This window comes from Paraburkholderia dipogonis (assembly GCF_046027395.1).
GTDB lineage: Bacteria > Pseudomonadota > Gammaproteobacteria > Burkholderiales > Burkholderiaceae > Paraburkholderia > Paraburkholderia dipogonis_A.
In genome coordinates this window covers 60,209-79,967 of sequence record NZ_JAQQEG010000015.1, presented here as the reverse complement: position 1 = coordinate 79,967, position 19,759 = coordinate 60,209, and the positions used below count along the sequence as shown (strand labels likewise).

The following is a 19,759-nucleotide window of genomic DNA, read 5'->3' as shown; positions in this document are numbered from 1 at the left end:
GGATCCAGCACCGCATTCATTGCTTCTTTTATCTAGCCAGGCAATCCCGCCTGACGGAGTGCCTCCGACCAGATCTTGCCGGTCTTGTATGCGCCGCTAGGCGAGCGTTCGAGATAACGCTGCACCGTCAGTGTCGGCTCGATGGCCAGCACTTCGCCAACCGTCAAACGTGCTGCCTCGACGTTGCCGAGCAACGACTGCGCGATCGCCAGCGCGCGTAACGTGGACGTGTTGGTACGGTTCACCCGCAGGGACCGTTGCGCCAGTTCCACCGCGCGTTCGTAAAGGCCTGCGGATAGCGCGGCCGTTGCACCAAGTGATTCGTAGAAGTAGCGCAATGGATCGAGCGGCGAAAGCCTGAGAGCACGCTCGGTTGCGTCGACAGCCTCTTCGCCCTCGCCTTCGAATGCGTGCAGCGTGCCTTTCAGCAGCCATGCAAGCGAATCGTTGGGATTGACCGACAGCGCGAGCGCGTAGCGCTGCTGCGCGACGTCGAGTTGCTTGAGCAGATTCGTGTGCACGAATCCGTCGATGGTCAACGCGAGCGAACACTCAGGATCGGCGTCGAGGGCGCGTCGCGTGCATTCGAGCGCCACATTTGCTTCGCCGCTGCGGTCATCGGTCCAACCGCGATTGAAGCGCAAGACATGCCACTTGGCGAGCCATGCATGCGGCAATGCCTGTCTGCGCGCGCGTTCGATCACCACTTCCAGCATGTCCCGCGCGCGGTTGAAGTCGTCCGCCACGCCGCGGTGCATCAGCACGATAGCGCTCATCAGCAGCGTCGAGATTTCGAGCGTGGGCAACGCCTGCGATCGTGCCCGATGCAATTCGCGATTGATAATCGCATTGCTGACTTCGCCGACCACCCGGCCGATCAGTTCGTCTTCGCCGAGCATGATCTCGGAAGTGTGGCCTCTGATGCTCTCAGTCCACAAAATGTGACGCGATTTGGCCTCGGCGAGCTCGGCGACGAGCACGAACCGATCGCCCGACATTCGATATGCGCCCGACAATACGTAACGCGCGCCAAGAAACCCACTGATTTCGTCAAGTGACGCGCCGCGCTCGCGAAACGCGGTCGTGGACAAACGCGAGATCACCTGAAGCTCGGCCGTGCGAGACAAGGAGGAGATAATCTCGTCGGCGAGCACTTCGCCGAGCATCTGCTGTTCGACGTCGCCGCCACGCAAGATGAATGGAATCACCGCAATTGTGGGCCGCAGCTCCGGCAAAAAAGCGGCGCCACGCTCGATCAGCGGACGTGGACCGGGCGGACCGATCCGATAGGCGCGCACCGGATGCTCGAAATGCTTCAGATGGCATTCGCCGAGGTCGTCGATTTCCGCGTCCAGTTCGGAAGTAAGCTGATCCCGTACCTGCGCGGACACCACGATCTCTCCCGGTCCCGCCAACGTGTAGAGGCGCGCAGCCAGGTTGACGCCGCAGCCGTACACGTCACGCTCGTCTTCGTACAACTCCGTGACGTGCAAGCCCATCCGCAAGAGCATGTGCCTGCTCGCCGGCTCGCCTGCGTTGACCTCGCGCGACGCGCGCTGGATCGCAAAGGTCGCGGCGAGTCCATCCTGCAGGCGGACGAACGTGACCATCAGTCCGTCGCCCTCAGTTCTGATCAGGCGGCCGCAATGCGCCGGCACAAACTCATTCTCGATCTGCGCCTTGAACGCGCGCCAGCGCCGTGCTGCTTCGACCTCGTTATCCTGCATCAGCCTGCAGGACTCAACGAGGTCCATAAACAGCACAGCGCGAACGACACAAACCAGTCCATCCGGTGAAAGGGGGAAATCTGCCATCACTATTATTCAAGCCATTTTTTTGGCGTGCACGGGTCTTATACACAACAGACTTCACCGCCCCTGCGCATTCTTTCAAATGTCACGTCGGAAGCGCCGCGGCCACGTATGCGCAACCTTTCAGCGCTGAGCCGAAATGCTCGAAGTAGGGGATCTCGCCGCCCGACGGGGCGACGCGAACACGCGCCCGACGTCTTCAGCAGACTGGTGATTTGTATGTGTTATAGGTCAAAAAAACATTGGAAAAACGGCTTTTTTTGCCCGCCATCCGCTTTATGTCAGTCGATATCGGACAAAGTCGAAGCGCGTTGGAATGCCGAGTCCGCAATAAACGTTCGACAGTCACAATTAACGCCTCGTGCGGAGTTTATCGGCCTCCAATCGGCGGGTAATCAAGTGGATCAGATAGGTGGCGAATTCCGGGTCCTGATAATAAAGTCGCATCGCGTCGGTCGCCGAGACCACCAGCAACTCGCATTCGCTCTTGCAACGCGCCGTGCACGTGCGCTGATGGTCCGGAGAGAAGAGTCCGATTTCGCCCAGTATCGTGCCCTGCCCCACCTCGATGCCGATCTCCTCGAGCATGACGGTTCCGCGCACCACGTAGTAAAGCGCATCGCTCCGGTCATCTTTGTGAAAGAGGATGTGGCCGGATTGAAAACGGGTGGGCGTCGTGTAAGCCAGCAGCCGACTGATTGAAAGCTGGCCGTCCAGCGCGTGGTGAAGTTGCACATCGCCGACCTTCTGCAACCGCGCTGCGGCAACGCTCGCCTGCCCCCGACTTCCGACCTTCAGAGCTTTGTACACCGTATATAAGTGTACTTTTACGGTCCCTTCCGTAATGTTCAACTGTCGCGCGATCGACTTGTTCGAATCGCCGCGTGCCGCAAGCGCCAGCACTTGAAGTTGGCGAGGCGTCAGGAAATGGGGATTGGGATTGGCCGCGACGGCGGAGCTCTGCAGCGCGTCGGTGGAAGCGTTGGGCGCCGACCAGCGAATGGCCGATGGCGGATACCGCCCGCCGGCAACGAGGAGGCGCAGTGCACCGACCAGTGCATTGCCAGACTCCGATTTACCCAGGTGACCTGCTACGCCAGCCGAGATGAATTGCTCGACGGTCTGAGGATCGACCGAGGTCAACAGTGCAAGCACTGGCAGGTTCGGTGCATAGTGATGAGAAGCGCTTGCGGTAGTGAGCGCCTCCGGTAAGTAGTCGCCGTCGAGCATGAGTACATCGACCGTTTGCCCGCTATCGATAGGGCTCAAAGCGTAGTCGGCGCATTTCACTTCGGCGCCGTCGGCCACGTCGACGAGCAGACGCGCGACGCCATCGCGAAACAGACCTGCGGGAGCAATGAAAAGGATCAGCATGAGCCGTGCGCGCTTTTCAAGTGGCTAACGGCCCGTCGACGCCTGCCTTGCAACGCGCAGCGGACCATTAGTATGATGAAACGAGGGTAGTGACTCACACACCGCGTGGGCACCGCTAACCGTTATAGGCGACGCCCCAACATAGCGTCACGCTCCCTATGCGGATCGACGCGTTTATGCGACGGCCGGCCGAGACCAGGCGTTCGAGGTTGCAAGACTGCATGCGAATGACAACGCATCTTTCCCCTGCCACACCCATGCCGCGTAGGTCGTCAGCCGCAGACCGACGTGAAATTGTCACCGTTTCGGCAGTAAAGGTGTCAATCTGGCTAATCTGCCGCGCCGTCAGCAATCTCCTCATCGCTTTGATGCACTCCATCGAGCGGACCAGCCGGATTTTCCCGCGACGGAATTCCGGTTGCCGGCAAGATTCAATCGCGAACTGAAACATCCGGAGTTTTCAAGTGCAACAAAGTCAACTGGCGCCAGATAACGAAACGAGCAATCAGCGCATCGAGGCTATCAAGTCGGTGACATTCGGCCAAGCGCTTTGGTACTGGCTCAAGCTCGGCTTTATCAGCTTCGGAGGTCCGGCCGGACAGATTGCCATCATGCATCAGGACCTGGTCGAGCGAAAACGCTGGATTTCCGAGAAGCGATTCCTGCACGCGTTGAACTACTGCATGGTCCTTCCCGGACCGGAGGCGCAGCAGTTGGCCACCTACATCGGTTGGCTGATGCACCGCACGTGGGGCGGCATAATCGCCGGGGGATTTTTCGTTCTTCCGTCGCTTTTCATTTTGATAGGACTGTCCTGGGTCTACATGGCCTTTGGCAGTGTCCCGGCCGTGGCAGGCGTGCTTTACGGCATCAAGCCGGCGGTCACGGCCATCGTCGTCTTCGCCGCGTACAGGATTGGCTCTCGCGCACTGAAGAACGCGTGGCTGTGGTCAATTGCTGCAGCAGCATTCCTGGCTATCTTCGTAGCCAACGTCCCGTTCCCTCTCATCGTCCTGGTGGCCGGCATCATTGGTCATTTTGGGGGTAAATACGCTCCATCCAGATTCGTGGTCGGCGGAGGACACAAGGCCAGTGACAATGCGTTCGGTTCCGCACTCCTTGACGACGACACACCCACTCCTCGACACGCGCTCTTCACATGGAAGCGATTCGCCACCGTGCTTGCCGTCTTCCTCCTCATCTGGCTCGCTGCTATCGGGACACTTAAGCTGATGTTCGGCTGGACCGGCACGCTTACGCAAATGGCCTGGTTCTTCACGAAAGCCGCCCTGCTAACTTTCGGGGGCGCGTATGCGGTGTTGCCGTACGTCTACCAGGGCGCCGTCGATAACTACCACTGGTTGACCGGACTACAGATGATAGACGGTCTGGCGCTCGGAGAGACCACGCCTGGACCGCTCATCATGGTGGTTTCGTTCGTCGGCTTCGTTGGTGGCTGGACCAAAGCAGTGTTCGGACCGGATGCAATACTATCCTCTGCCGTCGCCGCGTCCATCGTTGTGACCTTCTTTACGTTCCTGCCGTCCTTTCTGTTCATTCTGCTCGGCGGTCCTTTCATCGAAACGACCCATGGCAATCTGAAATTTACTGCGCCGTTGACAGCCATCACTTCCGCTGTGGTTGGCGTCATCGTGAATCTCGCCGTGTTTTTCGCCCTTCACGTGTTGTGGCCGCATGGCATGCAGGGCGGATTCGAATGGCCCTCGCTGCTTATAGGCGTGGCTGCCGGTATCGCACTGTTCCGGTTCAAGGTCGGGGTGATACCCGTCGTGCTTACATGCGGTGTCATCGGACTCGCACTGAGACTGTTTGTTTTTTGAGGGACCCTCCTCCTTCACCAGTCGCCGATGCTGCTCAAGCTGCCGTACGTCAATAGAAGACGCGACAGGGAAGCGGCAAGAATCTCGCAGCGGTATCGGACCTCTCCATTCCTTATTTCCTCGAACAGCCACCGCGCGATTCTCGGGCGTCGGAATTTCCATGGGCTTTTTCTTGATACGGAGCAGACGTACCCAAGGTTTCTGAAGGAAAACTTAAGAACACATTCCGGCGAAAGCACGTCCGGGCGCCCGATTTTTAACTGATACTTTGCGCGGGAACGCAATCTCCGACTCCAGTTGGCACGCGCGGACATGGGAAAAGGTTCGTGGCCCGATTCATGCTGCGATGATTGTGAACCGGCAGGAGGCCAGGATGAAAACATGCACTTTCACTTATGTCGAATGCCCATGCGGACATCGCGGAGCGCTCATCGAAAGCCTGGATGTCGGCGACCCTCAAGACCGCCGCTATTGGACGCGGCTGCGTAACCTGGCCCATACCGGGACGTACGACGGTGGAGACGGACTGTTCACGGAAATGAGGCCCGGGTGCCCGGCGTGCGGCCGAAGCCTCGGTCCGGATGATGTCGTTGGCCGCAGTGAGTTGCAGGGGACGGGCGAGGTGCTGCGGCTAAAAGACGGGTCAAGGCCGTCGGAAACGACGGTCAGCATCGGTTACTGACAGGGGGCACGGACGGTCCGTCAGATGGCTTCCGTACATGCAGCGTACCTTGCAGCGCCCGAATTGAAAGGTCCATGAGGCATGACCGTCCCCGCTCGCACTATGTTCGACATTTTTCCCACAGGCGCCGTAATGGACATCGACATCAACCCGTCCGACAAGCCGGATCCCGAGGTTCAGTCGTGGCTGGAAAAGCTCGGCCCGGGCCTGGTTACCGGCGCCGCGGACGACGATCCGAGCGGCATCGCGACCTATTCGCAGGCGGGTGCGCAGTTCGGCTTCAACATGCTGTGGACCATCATTATCACCTATCCGCTGATGGTGGCCATCCAGATCGTGAGCGCCCGATTGGGGCGCGTGAGTGGTCACGGCCTGGCGACAAACATCAGGCGGCACTATCCCGCATGGCTGCTCTACACCTCCGTGGTCCTGCTCCTGATCGCCAATACGATCAACATCGCGGCCGACCTCACGGCAATGGGCGCGGCGGTCAACCTGGTCATCGGCGGCCCAACACGTCTTTACACCGTTGCATTTGCACTGATATCCGTGCTGTTGCAGGTCTTCATTCCCTATCGCAGTTACGTACGCGTACTGAAGTGGCTGACGCTCGCGCTGTTCGCTTACGTGGCCACCGTGTTTGTCGTGCAGGTCCCATGGCAGACCGTGCTGGTACGCACGTTTGTTCCGCACCTGTCCTGGAAAAGCGATTACCTCACGACGATCGTCGCTGTACTGGGTACCACCATCAGTCCGTACCTGTTCTTCTGGCAGGCTTCACAGGAGGTGGAAGAGATGCGCGCCGAAACGGGCCAGCGCGCACTCAAAAACGCACCAGAGCAGGGTCGGTCCAACTTGCGCCGCATCCGGATGGACACCTGGATCGGGATGGGATTTTCAAACGTGGTGGCTTTTTTCATCATCCTGACGACTGCCGCAACCTTGAATGCGCACGGCGTGACTGACATACAGACGTCTTCGCAGGCCGCTGTTGCCCTCAAACCCATCGCTGGAAACTTCGCGTTCACTCTGTTCAGTCTGGGAATCATCGGCACGGGCCTGCTCGCGTTGCCAGTGCTCGCGGGATCTGCAGCCTATGCAATGGCGGGTGCGTTTAACTGGCGAAACAGCCTCGCTCTGAAACCGCAACTGGCAAAGCGTTTTTACGGCATCATCGCCCTGTCTACACTAGTCGGTCTCATGATCGGCTTTACGAGGATCGACCCTATCAAGGCGCTTTACTGGAGCGCCGTGATCAACGGCGTGGTTTCCGTCCCGATCATGGGACTGATCATGTTCATGGCGGTGAATCCGAAGATCATGGGCAGCTTCATCATTCCAGTGCGCCTTCGCATCAGCGGCTGGGCCGCGACGATGGCAATGGGCGCTGCCGCGCTCGCCATGTTCTGGTTCATGCTCGCTCCTTGAGTGCGCGAGCCGTGCGGGCGCGCGAGCCACCCTGGATTTATATTGCATACCTGCTTCGCGCATCCAATGTCCGGCCTTAATGGAACCCGTCCAGGAATGCCAGGCCCGCAACCACCGCCGAGCAAGAGGACGCTCGACACCCGCCCTCGTCCGAAAACAGTCGGCCGCGGAACAAGAAGTGATGAATTGCGAACGATCGGAAAATCGATAGTCCCGTTTCTCATCTTCTCCTGAACTGCGCGTCGATCCCTTTACGATCGGAGCCCAGAGGCGTTCCTGAACACACTGGCGAGTCAATCGGGCTTCTTCAGTCCGCTCGGATTCTCAGGTCCCCCGCGCGTCACCCCCTGATCAGCCGGCGCGCTCGCACCGCGGTTATCCGGCGCCGTCTCACGTCGTCCGGAGGCCGCCGACGCAGAATGGGGCGTGCGGATTGCGCCAGGCATGCCTGATCGATCGCCACCCGGAGACGTCTCCGCGACGCTAGCACCTCGCATCCCCGCCCCGGCGCGGGCCGTCCCTACACCACTAACTCCAGCCGCGCGGGCCGCGCCTGAATTCTGCGCGGATCCGGTCGCCGCAAAAGTCGACATCAGTGCTGCAGCTGCGAAGCATTTGAAGAGGATTTTCATTTTCGTCTCCATCGTCAGGTGCGCGCATCGATCGGTGCGCGCGCGCGTTAGCCCGACGAATCGCTGCTCACGCGCCGAAGGTTTCTCCCATGAAGGCGGACGGGCTCCGCCGAATTCTCACTGACGTGATCTGATGATCACAGCGGCCGGGCTGAAAGCCAGCCATCATGGGCACAGCGAACGCTCCGTGGCTTACGCCCCTCGATGGCTCGATGAACCATAGAGTGCGGTACGCGGGCGTGGGCGTAACAAAGGCGCTCGCTTGAGCAGTCTTCACCAGAAGTTCGCCTCCATCTCTCGACATCCGTCACGGCTGTACACGGACAGTCGAGGTCTCCCTGCGGTTGGCCTGATCACTTCGCTGGCCGACGCACCGCGCGTCATGCTGCTGCTAGTGCTGTGCGTCGGCGCAATCGTCCTCGAGCCTCGCCGGACTACTGGAATTGTCAGCCGCTCACCCCATTCTCACTGTCCGCCGACGCGTCGCGGTGGGGGCTGCCAGAACGACGCGCCAGCTGACCTTGGGGGACCACGACCCCGTCGCCGTCAAGTCTCCCGAAGATCCGACTCGTGCCGCAGATTGCTTCGAAGGTTTCCGCCACGAGCGCTCCGTACAGTTCACTGCGCGCCTGATGCGGCCGTGTCTGACGCGCCCTTGGCGTGCGGGTCATTCTGCGGCATGCGGGTGGGCGATTTATTTGTGCTCGAACCTTTCGAAGTGGAGGTCGTGCCGGTCGTCCCGCCGGTATCAGGCTTGCTCATGCCGGTGCCGCCTTGTCCGGCAGTGCCACCTCCCCCTCCACCAGTTCCGCCGCCTCCAGCACCCCCTGCTCCCTGTGCGAACGCGGCACCGGCGAACGCGAACAGAATTACCGAACAGACTACCGCTTTCCTCGCTGCTTTCATCATTGCCTCCCTAATTGCTTTAACGCCAGGGCAGCACTAACGTGCCGCTCTGGCAGCGCTCCAAGCCCACGTTCTAGATATCGCTCTGCCGCGGCTCGTCGACATCGCGTGCAGCTGACCAATACGGATCGCGGTTGTAATACTGATGGACCGTCGTACCCCACGCAGCATCTGCCATTGACGGCCAGTGATCCTTGTCAAAGCCCGGATCTTCCTTGATTCGCTGGGCAGCAATGCTCACGCGGAAGCATTTCTCATCCGTATCGAGCGTCAGGGCGCGCCAGGGTATGGCGTGCAGGTTCGTGCCCATCCCAAGGAACCCGCCTTCAGCCAACACCGCGTACGCCACTCTGCCGCCGCGTACGTCGAGCATGATGTCTGAAATCTTGCCGACGTCTTCGCCGTCCGACGAAATGACCTTTGTGCCCTTGAGCGTCGACGCGGCCATGACGTCCGGGCCTGGCCCGTCACCCCCGCCGCCGCCGACAATCTGCGCGCCGCTGCCGGACACGCTGCCCCGCGGATCCAATGTGCTCATGATGTACTCCGAAATATCAGGTTGACAATCTTTACGCGCAACGACTATGCCCGCTGGCTGCGCTCGCCGGGCCAAGCTTGCAGTCGCTCCTTCGCACGGTTTGTTTTCGATACCGCCGAAATATTTCCTGGGCGTCGGGCGCACCACGTTCTCGCGTCGATGGCGTCCACAACAAACGCAAACCCGCGGCTTCCGGTGGTGCTGACTTTTCGGCGCCGCGACGACTTTCTCGTACGCGACGCTGCCTGGTCCGAGCGGCACAAAAAATGCTGCCTACGCAGACGATTCATCCCGCGTGGGCATCGCGGTGATGCCGAAAGGGTTGGCGTCGACAACGGCGGATCAACAAGGTCATGGAGGCTGTCAATGAACAACACAATAGATCCAGCGGACTACACGCTGGCCACGAAGGATCCTGCGCTGTTAGGCCGTCAACATGAGGCCGCGGTCTCATGGGGAGCCGTGTTCGCGGGCGGCGTCGGCGCGGCCGCGTTCGCCCTCATCCTGCTGACATTGGGCACGGGCCTCGGCCTGACGTCGATCTCCCCGTGGTCATCGGCGCCCTCGAATGCGAAAGCGTTCGGCTTTGCCGCCGTCGTATGGGTTTGCGTCACTTCGATTCTCACCTCTGGACTAGGCGGCTATCTGGCGGGACGCCTACGTGGCCGCTGGCTGACAGTCGACGCCGATGAAATGCACTTCAGGGACACGGCGCATGGTTTTCTGAGTTGGGCCGTGGCGACGCTCTTCACCGCCGCCATATTGACATCAGCCGCGTCGGGCATTGTGCGGGCCGGCGCGCAGACCGCCGCGGCAACTGCCGCGGCAGGTGGCCCGGTTACGATGGGGACGATCCAACGCGGCAATGCAGAGGCTGCGACGAACACGTGGCCGCTCGGCTACTTCGTCGATTCGCTATTCCGGATGCCCGCCGGTTCGTCACTCGCCGTACCCGCCACCCCGGAAGGTCGCAACGAGACGGCACGCGCGGAAACGGCGCGGATATTCCTAAACAGCGCCGCAACGGGCGATCAATTGTCGCCGGAAGATACTGCCTATTTAACCCAGCTTGTTGCGCAGCGTACCGGTCTTACGCCAGAAGCAGCACAATCTCGTGTGGTGACCACCTACACGCGCCTGCTGCAGAAAATCACTGCCCTCGATGTTGCCGCCAAGGATGCCGCCGACAAGGCACGCAAAGTCACAATCGGTGCGTCGCTGTGGTTATTCATCTCGCTTCTGATGGGCGCATTCTCTGCGAGTCTGATGGCAACTCATGGCGGCCGCGTACGCCAACCCTGATTGAAATTACGATCCATTTACCGAAGGAGGTGTGTATGCGCTCAATTCTTCTTTACATGCTCGGGGTGCCCATTCCCATCATTATTCTGATCGCGTTGTTCTGGCATTAGGCGCCGTCTTGCCGTCGATCGTCGGAGTTCCTGACGTTCGACAAGCGCCGGTCTTCGAAAAGGTCGCAACGGGCGCGCCGCAATTGAGAACGTCGCGTCCGTCTTGACTCTGCAATAATTTCGATCAACCGCGTCCGGGCCCGGATCGGTCGGCCCAAGCTCCGCGGTGGATGGCACGATGTGGAAGCCATCCACTGCTTCAAGGCGTGGCAGCCTGAAGATCATGCTTTCGAGCCGGGTTAGCTCAGCCGGCTTACGGCAGACGGCATTGAAACCAACCTCTTTCATTTCCCGCCCCGTTTGAAGGCGCCCGCGCTGGTCCAAGGTCGGATCATCCGGGCATTCCCGATTTTCGAAATCTGGGTTCACTGGTTTGTTCTCGCTGGGCAGCATCACGCCCGAGCAACTCACGGAAGCGCGAGTCCGGATCGAAAGAATCGTCGTGGAAGCGGCGGCGCCACGACTGACCAGCGAAGATATGATCGCACTCGAGGCCAACCTGGAAGCAACCCAACACAACGCGCCTCCGACGCCGGAGCAGAATCGCAGCGAACCGGCAGCCTTAGGGAAGGCGCGCATCGTCGACGTTACGAGCGCCGACTAGAACGCGCCGCTGCGCACATCTCCACCCATACGGTAATCCCGGTTACTTTGCTCCGGATTCCGGTTCACCAGCGGTCGCGCATAGAGCGGATGGTGCAAACTACGAACCTCATGTTCGAGCTTGAAGCAATGCGCGCCGCTCGCGAGATCGATGAGGTCGGCGAAGCGATATTGATGAGGCTCCTCGCTATAGGCCAGCCCGCGTGCGGCGAGCCGTGCGTACGGTTCGGAGAAGCGGGCCACATAGATCTGCAGGTGGTGCCCATCATAGTCCGGGCTTGCATCGGGCGTTTCCGCGTAGATAAGTTGCTGATGCGTCCCGACCGCAATCACCGCCTGCTGCGAACCATGGTGATCGCGCACTTCGACGGACGCATCGAGCATCCCGCGGTAGAACGCCGCAATCGACCCCGCGCAACCAATGGGCACATCGAGTTGCACGTAAGCAATCCCGAGATCGATACCCGACCATGGCACGTCTGCCGGGTACGCGTCGGGATCGAGACAGTCGTAACGGTTTCCCCACGGGCAGGTAACCTCCGTGCAGTCGGCCCGCTCGGTCCATCCGAAGCTGGTTTCTTCGAGCACCGACCGAACCGCGCCCAGCCGATCAACCAGCGACTGCCGCGTGCCCACGACCAGACCGACGCGCCCGCGCAGGCGTTGTGCGTCGCCGTGCGGCAAGTGAATCTGTGACCGGCCGACGTTGATCCACATATTGCTCACGCCGGTCATCAAAAAGGGATCGCGCGTGAGCCCAAGTCCGCTGACGTAGAAAGCAGTCGCGAGACGCTGGTCCGGTATCGTGAGGTTGACATGCTCGAGCAGGACCAGATTGCCAGTGTCCTCGCGTGCGTAATCGAAACGCTCCATCTGATTGCCTTCGAAGGTCTATGCGTTAGGTAACGTCAATGCTTAAGTACAGGGCTCATGCGGAGTTCTTCGTCGCACCACCGACCTCGGGCAATTCAACGCGCCGGATATCCCCAAGAATGAAAATATACGATGCCGCGCCCAGCAAAGCCACTGCGCTGATGAACACGAGCCCGCAATAGAACGAGCCGGTCAGTGCAAGGATAGCGCCGATCACGTTCGGCGTGACGATCCCTGCGATGTTGGCCGTGAAGTTGAAAATGCCACCGGTCAGCCCCATCAGGCGTTTGGGCGCAATGTCTGGAATGATCGACCAGCCAAGGCCGCCCATGCCCTGTCCGAAAAACGCCAGCGAGCGTACGGCGATCGGCGGCATCGCTCTTCATATATATCGCTGCCACAATGCTCGACGAAAGCAACAGTCCGCTAATGATGGGGAGCTTGCGCGCCAGGTTGATACGTCCAGTGCGTCGCAGCAGCAGATCGGAGAGCCACCCACCGAACAGCACGCCAACTGAGGCACCGACGAACGGCAGGATCGCGAAGAACCCGACCTTGAGCCACGCCATATGGCGTTCGCTCACGAGATAGGTTGGAAACCAGGTCGCTGACGTGCTGATCCTGTCCTTGCCGGGTGGCTCCGCCACTCACCATTTGGTCGATGCAACGGTCTTGCACGCGCGGGGCCCCGCCGGCATGCTCGTCAACGTCGCCAGAGGCTCCGTCGTCGACGAAAGCGCGCTCGTCGAAGCGCTGACGCAGCGAACGCTCGGCGGCGCCGCCCTTGACGTCTTCGAGAATGAGCCGCACGTGCCACGCGCTTTGCTGACGCTCGACAATGTTGTGCTCACCCCTCATATCGGAAGTGGAACGACCGAGACGCGCGAAGCCATGTCGCAACTCGTACTGGCGAACATTGCGGCGTACGCCGCTGGCCGCCCTGCCGTATCGCCCGTTTGATCCACACTTGCCCGACCGAGGTGGCGAAGACAAGGGACGCCCGCCTCCAGCAGTTGATCGTCAATGCGCTTGCGTAGCTGGCCGTTCTGCGCACGAAGCACGTCGGCCTCTCCGCTTGCCTGCAGCCGCACAGCATGGTTCTGACGCGTCTCTCCACAAGCTACTGAGATATTTTTTCCAGCTCAATACCCTTCGTACGCGGTCCCATCAACCCGATTGCCAGCATGACGATCAGCATCGCCCCAGCGATAAAGACGAAAACACCAGTGGTGCCAAACTGCTTCAACACAGCGGCAATCAGAAACGCTGTGAAGATCGCCGAAAAGCGGCTCCATGAATAGACGAACCCTACCGCGCGCGCGCGAATGCTCGTTGGAAAGAGTTCGGTCTGGTAGGCATGGAAGCTGTAGGAAATGATATTGCCGGCAAGCGTCAGACACACCCCGAGGCTCACCAGCAGCACCGCGCCCGATGCCTGGCTGAACCACAGCCCGCAGACAATATTCACGGCAGCCATCACCACAATCACAGTCTTGCGCTCGAACCGGTCGCCGATGAAAAGCCCGATAACCGGACCTACTGGCGCAGCCAGCGCGATCACGCTCGAGTACATCAGGCTCGTGGTAATCGTGATGCCCTGCTTGATGAGCAGCGTCGGTACCCAGTTCGCAAAGCCGTAAAAGCCCACCGTCTGGAAAATGTTGAAGATCGTCATCATCAGCGTGCGGCTGCGGTAAGGGCGCACCCACATATCACGGAAGCTCCCCCGCGGCGCGACCGGCATCGGTGGCGCGGGCGGCGGCAACTCACGCCCGTACTCGCGACGCACTTTCGCTTCGAGTTCGGTCATCACACGATCGGCTTCGGCAAGACGTCCCTGCTGCGCGAGCCAGCGCGGGCTTTCCGGCAACGCGCGACGAATCCACCATACGAAGAGCGCACCATGTGCGCCGATCAGCACGACCCAGCGCCAGCCGTCGAGGCCGAGCAGCGTGCGCGGCACCAGCAGATACGACAGGAACGCCACCACGGGCACCGCGGTAAAGCCGACCGCCTGCTCGCACGCAAACGCGCGGCCGCGAATCTGCTTGGGCACGAGCTCGGAAATATACGTGCCGATCGTCACCAGTTCGACGCCGATGCCGATCCCCGCCACGAAGCGCCAGAAGTTCAACCCGGTCGCCGTTTCCTGGAATGCCATCACGACATTGGCCGCCGTGTACCACAGTAGCGAATACGTAAACACGGCCCGGCGTCCGAAGCGATCCGCCAGAAACCCGCACGCGATCGTGCCAATAAAGAGGCCGCTGAACAGCGCCGCGATAAAACTCGCGACGCCGGTCGAGCCGAACAGGCCGTGTGTGGTCGCCGTCAGCAGACCGCTTTTGACGAGGCCCGGCGCGACGTAGCCGGAGTACAGCAGATCGTAGAGTTCAAAGAAGAAGCCGAGGCTCAGCAGCACCACCAGCTTCCAGACGGCGCGCGTGGCGGGCAGCCGGTCGAGGCGCGCGGAAATGCTGCCGGCGTCGAGCGGCGCGGCCGCAGCGGCGCGATTGGCCGCGCCATCGGAATGCGCCGCGCCGCCGCTCTTCTTCGCGACGGAGCCGGCGTGATCGGGGGATGCCATTTTGTCTGTCTCCTGTGTCGAGCGGAGTTGGCGCTTTAGTGCCCTACTCCGGTCCCAAGCAACATAGTTGCCGATGACTCTGGCGAAAGAATAAGCCTCGCCGGGCCGGTCTCGTACCGGCCTCTCGTACTTTTGCGCGTCACACGCGCCACGATGCCGGGCCCAAGGTCCGGCCAGCATTCTAGCCGCGCGCGCGCTTCAATTGTTCGAAGGTCGTAATTTTTCCGGCCAGCGCGCTCGCCGCCACCGTGTACGGACTCGCGAGCCACACATTGCCCGGCCCGGAACGGCCCGGAAAATTGCGGTTGATCGCGCTGATCGTCACCTCGTTCGCCTCGGCCGATTGACCCGGCCCGCAATTCGCGCACGACCCGCAGCCCGGCATGACGAGCGTCACACCCGCGCGTTCGAAGACCGGCAAATAGCCCTGCTCCTCGCAATACGCGCGCACTGCCATGGTGCCGAACTGCAGGAACAGACGCGTGCCATCGGGCACACGAATACCTTGCTCGACACCCCAGCGCAGCACCTCGTAATAGAAATCGAAGTCTTCGCGCTTGCCCGCGGTGCATGAACCACCGTAAGCGATATCGATGGCGACGTCCTGCTCCAGTTGCGGCGCCGGCACACCGTTGCCGGGATCGCCGGGGCGCGCGAGCATCGGCTCGATGGCGCTTGCATCGATGCAAATCGTGTCGCGATAGGTCGCGCCCGCATCGCTTTTCATCCAGTTTTCAAGCGTGAAATCGACGCCGCGCCGCTCTTTGAGAAACGCGACCGTGCGTTCGTCCGGTTCGACGATGCCGGTGAAGCCACCCAGTTCCGCGACCATGTTGGTCAAGGTCGCGCGCTCGTCGATCGACATCGCGCGCACGGCCGCGCCGCCGTATTCGAACACGAGGCCGATCGCACCGCCCGAGCGGATCGCGTCCATCTGCAGCAGATGCAGTACCACGTCCTTCGCGGTCACGCCGTCGCGCAAATGACCGCTGATTTCGATGCGCAAGGTCTCCGGCACCTTGCAACGCACATAACCCGTCACCCAGCTATTGGCGATTTCCGTTGCGCCCGCACCGAATGCGAGACAGCCGAGCGCGCCCGAATGCGGCGTATGCGAATCGGTGCCGCACGCCACCTGTCCCGGCAACGCGTATTGCTCGGCCATCAACGCGTGACAGATGCCTTCGGAGCCCGGCATGCTGTCGAGCGCGCCGTGCGAACGCACCGGATAGTCGCGCGAGAACGACGTATGCCCTTCCATCAGATTGGCGACGCCCGGCAGCAGACCGTCGCGCACATGCGGAATGCTCTGCGATGCGAGCACCAGATGATCCTGGAACGCGATGATGTGATCTGGCGCATGCAGCGGCGCCGGCTTGCCGAACGCGCGATGCATCAGGTGCGCGCACATGCCGGTGAAGTAGTCGTGGCTGAAGCGCCAGTCAGCGGCGATGAACACGCCGTCGCCGCGCTGCGCGCCCACGCTGCCCGGATGCAGATGCCGTTCGATGATCTTTTCGACCAGCGTCTTCGGCTCCGCGGCCTGCGCCACGTTAGTGTTATCGCCCACGCGCGGCGCGGGCCAGTCGGCAAACTTGCTGTAGGCGAGCAGGCCGCCGCTGCGAATGATCTGCTGCGTGAGCGCGTCGCGGCCTTTGAGAAACTCGTCGATGGGCACCGCTTCCCCCGCGATCAAACGATCGAGCACGGAAAAGTCAGTGGTGGTGAGAATGCCGATGTTGTCGCAATTCTGCTGATAGATCCGCTCGAAGCTCTCCGCGACGATCAGCCGGATACCGGCCGAGAGCTCCGCCAACGGACTCGATTCGCGCGATGAACCCTTGCCGTAGCGCTTGCCCGCCACCGTCACCTGAAAGCCGCCGTTCTTCACCGCATCGCGGCCGATCGGCATGCGCTCGCCAGTCTTGAAGCCGACGTACGGATACTGGCCGAGGCGTTCGTCGTACGTGAGCATCACGGTGACCGGCGTGATCTCGTCGGTGGAGACGTTGTCGCGCAATGGGCCCGCCGTGGCGCGCGTGAAGTTCTCGCCGGCGAGTTGCGCCTCGATCACCGCGGGGTCCTGGGACAGGTACAGCACGCGGCCGTCCAGACGAATCGTGTCGCTCATATGCATTCTCCTTGCGCTCACTATACGGCGCGCGCGGGCAATGCCGAAGTGCCGGTACGGCAACGCAGACCTCTCGTTTGGCGATGATCGGTGCGATCGTGCCCGACACGGTCCGGGCGGTGGCGCGACGCCGCCGGCATACGACACCCGGCAGCCGGCGCAGACATGCCTCTGCCGATTCGCCCGCCGTCGCCCGCGTCAAACGCCTTTGCCGAGAAACCCGACCAGTGCCGCCGCGCTCGCGCTCAACTGGTCGCGCGCCTTGAAGATCATGATGAGGCGGCGCACCGCCCACGCATCGCTCAAGGACAGCAGGCTTACGTCGAGCGCATTCACATAGAGCAGCCCGACCTGCTCGGGCACGACCGCGATGCCGAGCCCGGCGTGCACCATCCGGCAAAGCGCGTCGAGACTGCTGACGCGAATCTTCACGTCGAGTTGCCGCCCCGCAGCGGCCGCCTGCCGCGTGAGCAGTTGCGTCAGCGCGCTCTCGCTGCGCAGGCCGACGAAGCTGTCGTCGAGCAGTTCGTCGAACGTCACACGCAACGCGCCGGCGAGTCGATGGCCGCCCGGCACCAGCACCGCGAGACGATCCTGCCGATACGGCACCTGTTCGAACGCCTCGCTGCCGGCCACCGGATTGCAGATGCCGAAGTCCGCCGCGTGCTCACCGACGATCCGCAGCACGTCGGCGCTGTTTTCCTCTTCCAGTTCGATCGACACTTCCGGGAACGCGCGCCCGAACGCGGCCACGTCTTCCGGCAGAAACTGCACGATCGAGGACAGATTCGCCACCACCCGCACGCGCCCTTTCGCGCCCGACGAAAAGCGCGACAGCTCCGCGCTCATCTGTTCGATATTGCCGATGATCGCCAGCGCGTAGCGCAGCACGGTCTCGCCGACCGGAGTCACGGTGATGCCGCGCGACTGGCGCTGGATCACTGGCAAGCCGATCACCGCCTCGATCTCGGCGATGCGCCGGCTGACGGCGGACGATGCGATGAACTCGCGCTCCGCCGCGCGCGCGATGTTGCGCTCCTGGCAGACGGCGACGAACAGGCGCAGCGAGGTGAGGTCGAGTTTCTTGAGAAGGTTTTCCATTGTTGCTTCTTCATACGCGTGAGGCCGAAGAACTCGACAGCGAACCCGGCATCAGGATGAAGGTATCTACGCAAAAAAGATGGGCAAGTGTAACGCTCTTCTCCAAGCCAGAATGCCTGCCATTCCCGCAACCGGCTTTCGATTCGCTTCTTTGCTGCCTACACTAGGCAACGCGTTCGCAACGGAACAATGCGGCTTGACGCGACGCGTCAAGCCGTCACGGCCGCCGTACGAGCCTGGATTCAAACAAGCCAGAAGAAGTTATCCGGAGACACGACATGACCTCAGTGCAAGGACGCCGGCGCTTTCTCGGCGTGGCGCTATGCGGGGCCGTCACCGCATGCGGCGGTTCCAATGAATTGAACAATTCGGGCAGCGGCGGCAACACCAATCCAAACGGGCCTGTGCCTGATTCCCAGATCGACGCCGCCCTCGCGCAACTGGACACGCTCGCCAACAATCTCATGACCAGCACCGGCGTGCCCGGCATGTCGGTCGCCGTGGTGCGCAACCTGCGAACGGTCTATGCGAAAGGCTTCGGCACCCGGCTGATCGGCTCGGGCCTCGCCGTGGATGCCGACACGGTGTTCCAGCTCGCGTCGCTGTCGAAGCCGGTCGGCTCGATGGTGGTCGCGCATCAGGTCGGCATCGGCGCCGTAACGTGGGATACACCGTTGCGCGCGCATCTGCCGTGGTTCACGCTGGCGGATCCGACCGTGAGCGCGCAGGTCACGGTCGGCGACATGTATGCGCACCGCTCCGGCTTGCCCGATCACGCAGGCGATCTGCTGGAAGACATGGGCTATGATCAGACCACCATCCTCGAACACCTGCGTTATTTGCCGCTGGCGCCGTTCCGCCGTTCGTATGCCTATACGAACTTCGGCCTGACGGCGGGGGCGATCTCGGTGGCCACCGCCACCGGACTCGATTGGGCAACGCTCTCGGATCGCAGCCTCTACCAGCCGCTCGGCATGACCAGCACGAGTTCGCGCTACGCTGATTTCATCGCCCGCGCGAACCGGGCTACCGGGCACGTGCAGCGCAACGGCCAATGGGTCGTCGGCCTGGGCTCGATGCCGGATGCGCAAGCGCCCGCGGGCGGCGTGAGCTCCTCCGCGATCGATATGGCGAAGTGGCTGACGCTGATGCTGGGCCAGGGCGTGTTCAACGGCACGCGCATCGTCGACGCCGCCGCGCTCAACGCGGCGATCAGCCAGCAATCGCAGATCCAGCCGGCCGGCAACGGCCAGAACGCGTCCTACTATGGCTTCGGCTTCAACGTCGGCACCACCGCGGCAGGGCGCGCGACATACAGTCATTCGGGCGCATTCGGCGCGGGCGCCGCGACCAATTTCGTGGTGGTGCCGTCGACGGGCTGCGCGATCGTTGCGCTCACCAATGGCTATCCGCTCGGCGTGCCGGAAACGCTCACCGCGCAGTTCTTCGATATCGTGCAGTTCGGCTCCATCCAACGCGACTGGTTTGCGGCGTATAGCGAGGCGTTTGCGGACCTCAACAAACCGGCCGGTTCGCTCGTCGGCGTGACGCCGCCCGCAGCGCCGCTACCCGCGCGGGCGCTGTCCACCTACACGGGCACCTATAGCAACGACTATTACGGGCCGATCCAGATCTCGGCGGCGAACGGCGCGCTGCTCCTGACGATCGGCGCCACGCCCTTGCGCCTGCCGCTTTCGCACTGGGACGGCGATACCTTCACCTTCATGCTCGTCAACGAAAACGCCGCGCCGGGGACGATCTCCAAGGTGTCGTTCCTGAGCAATCAGGTGACGCTCGAGTACTACAACGCGGAAGGGCTCGGGACGTTCACGCGTTGATG

The 19,759-nt window shown here is 61.7% G+C and carries 13 protein-coding genes and 1 pseudogene; 5 read left to right on the top strand and 9 right to left on the bottom strand.

Going from position 1 to position 19,759, the window contains the following annotated elements; translation table 11 throughout:
• Positions 1 to 32: 32 nt before the first annotated feature.
• Positions 33 to 1,754, bottom strand: a complete 1,722-nt coding sequence (locus PQR32_RS16960; protein WP_408228882.1) for an adenylate/guanylate cyclase domain-containing protein — start codon at positions 1,752 to 1,754, stop codon at positions 33 to 35.
• A 408-nt stretch (positions 1,755 to 2,162) separates the two neighbouring features.
• Positions 2,163 to 3,185 (bottom strand): LuxR C-terminal-related transcriptional regulator, encoded by a 1,023-nt coding sequence (locus PQR32_RS16955; RefSeq protein WP_408228879.1) that lies wholly within the window; start codon positions 3,183 to 3,185, stop codon positions 2,163 to 2,165.
• A 512-nt stretch (positions 3,186 to 3,697) separates the two neighbouring features.
• Between PQR32_RS16955 and chrA the strand changes: the two genes are divergently transcribed.
• Positions 3,698 to 5,026, top strand: coding sequence for a chromate efflux transporter (gene chrA / locus PQR32_RS16950; protein ID WP_408229162.1), 1,329 nt, complete (start codon positions 3,698 to 3,700; stop codon positions 5,024 to 5,026).
• Positions 5,027 to 5,840: 814 nt separating this feature from the next.
• On the top strand, positions 5,841 to 7,136 hold the full coding sequence (locus PQR32_RS16945) for an NRAMP family divalent metal transporter (protein WP_408228877.1): 1,296 nt from the start codon (positions 5,841 to 5,843) through the stop codon (positions 7,134 to 7,136).
• A 1,611-nt stretch (positions 7,137 to 8,747) separates the two neighbouring features.
• Here the strand turns inward: PQR32_RS16945 and PQR32_RS16940 are convergent.
• A complete protein-coding gene (locus PQR32_RS16940; RefSeq protein WP_408228874.1) occupies positions 8,748 to 9,212 on the bottom strand; it encodes a PRC-barrel domain-containing protein in 465 nt (154 codons plus the stop codon).
• A 21-nt stretch (positions 9,213 to 9,233) separates the two neighbouring features.
• Between PQR32_RS16940 and PQR32_RS16935 the strand changes: the two genes are divergently transcribed.
• On the top strand, positions 9,234 to 10,514 hold the full coding sequence (locus PQR32_RS16935) for a hypothetical protein (protein WP_408228872.1): 1,281 nt from the start codon (positions 9,234 to 9,236) through the stop codon (positions 10,512 to 10,514).
• A 41-nt stretch (positions 10,515 to 10,555) separates the two neighbouring features.
• Here PQR32_RS16935 and PQR32_RS16930 read toward each other — a convergent pair whose 3' ends face one another.
• The 3 genes and pseudogenes from PQR32_RS16930 to PQR32_RS16920 form a co-directional block, all read right to left on the bottom strand.
• Complete coding sequence (locus PQR32_RS16930; RefSeq protein ID WP_408228869.1) at positions 10,556 to 11,020, bottom strand: hypothetical protein; 465 nt, start codon at positions 11,018 to 11,020, stop codon at positions 10,556 to 10,558.
• A gap of 204 nt (positions 11,021 to 11,224) precedes the next feature.
• Positions 11,225 to 12,100, bottom strand: coding sequence for a VOC family protein (locus PQR32_RS16925; RefSeq protein ID WP_408228866.1), 876 nt, complete (start codon positions 12,098 to 12,100; stop codon positions 11,225 to 11,227).
• 55 nt (positions 12,101 to 12,155) lie between these two features.
• Positions 12,156 to 12,705, bottom strand: a pseudogene (locus tag PQR32_RS16920) (MFS transporter); the annotation flags it as partial.
• A gap of 7 nt (positions 12,706 to 12,712) precedes the next feature.
• Between PQR32_RS16920 and PQR32_RS16915 the strand changes: the two are divergent.
• Positions 12,713 to 13,060 (top strand): NAD(P)-dependent oxidoreductase, encoded by a 348-nt coding sequence (locus PQR32_RS16915; protein ID WP_408228863.1) that lies wholly within the window; start codon positions 12,713 to 12,715, stop codon positions 13,058 to 13,060.
• 160 nt (positions 13,061 to 13,220) lie between these two features.
• Here the strand turns inward: PQR32_RS16915 and PQR32_RS16910 are convergent, their stop codons facing one another.
• The 3 genes from PQR32_RS16910 to PQR32_RS16900 all read right to left on the bottom strand — a co-directional run bounded on the left by PQR32_RS16910 (position 13,221) and on the right by PQR32_RS16900 (position 17,919).
• Positions 13,221 to 14,687 carry an MFS transporter gene (locus PQR32_RS16910; protein ID WP_408228860.1) on the bottom strand — a complete coding sequence of 489 codons (1,467 nt, stop codon included), beginning with the start codon at positions 14,685 to 14,687 and terminating at the stop codon, positions 13,221 to 13,223.
• Between the two features lie 181 nt (positions 14,688 to 14,868).
• On the bottom strand, positions 14,869 to 16,818 hold the full coding sequence (locus PQR32_RS16905; RefSeq protein ID WP_408228857.1) for an aconitase family protein: 1,950 nt from the start codon (positions 16,816 to 16,818) through the stop codon (positions 14,869 to 14,871).
• A 198-nt stretch (positions 16,819 to 17,016) separates the two neighbouring features.
• Positions 17,017 to 17,919 (bottom strand): LysR family transcriptional regulator, encoded by a 903-nt coding sequence (locus PQR32_RS16900; RefSeq protein ID WP_408228854.1) that lies wholly within the window; start codon positions 17,917 to 17,919, stop codon positions 17,017 to 17,019.
• Between the two features lie 278 nt (positions 17,920 to 18,197).
• Between PQR32_RS16900 and PQR32_RS16895 the strand changes: the two genes are divergently transcribed.
• Positions 18,198 to 19,757, top strand: a complete 1,560-nt coding sequence (locus PQR32_RS16895; protein WP_408228851.1) for a serine hydrolase — start codon at positions 18,198 to 18,200, stop codon at positions 19,755 to 19,757.
• Positions 19,758 to 19,759 lie beyond the last annotated feature (2 nt).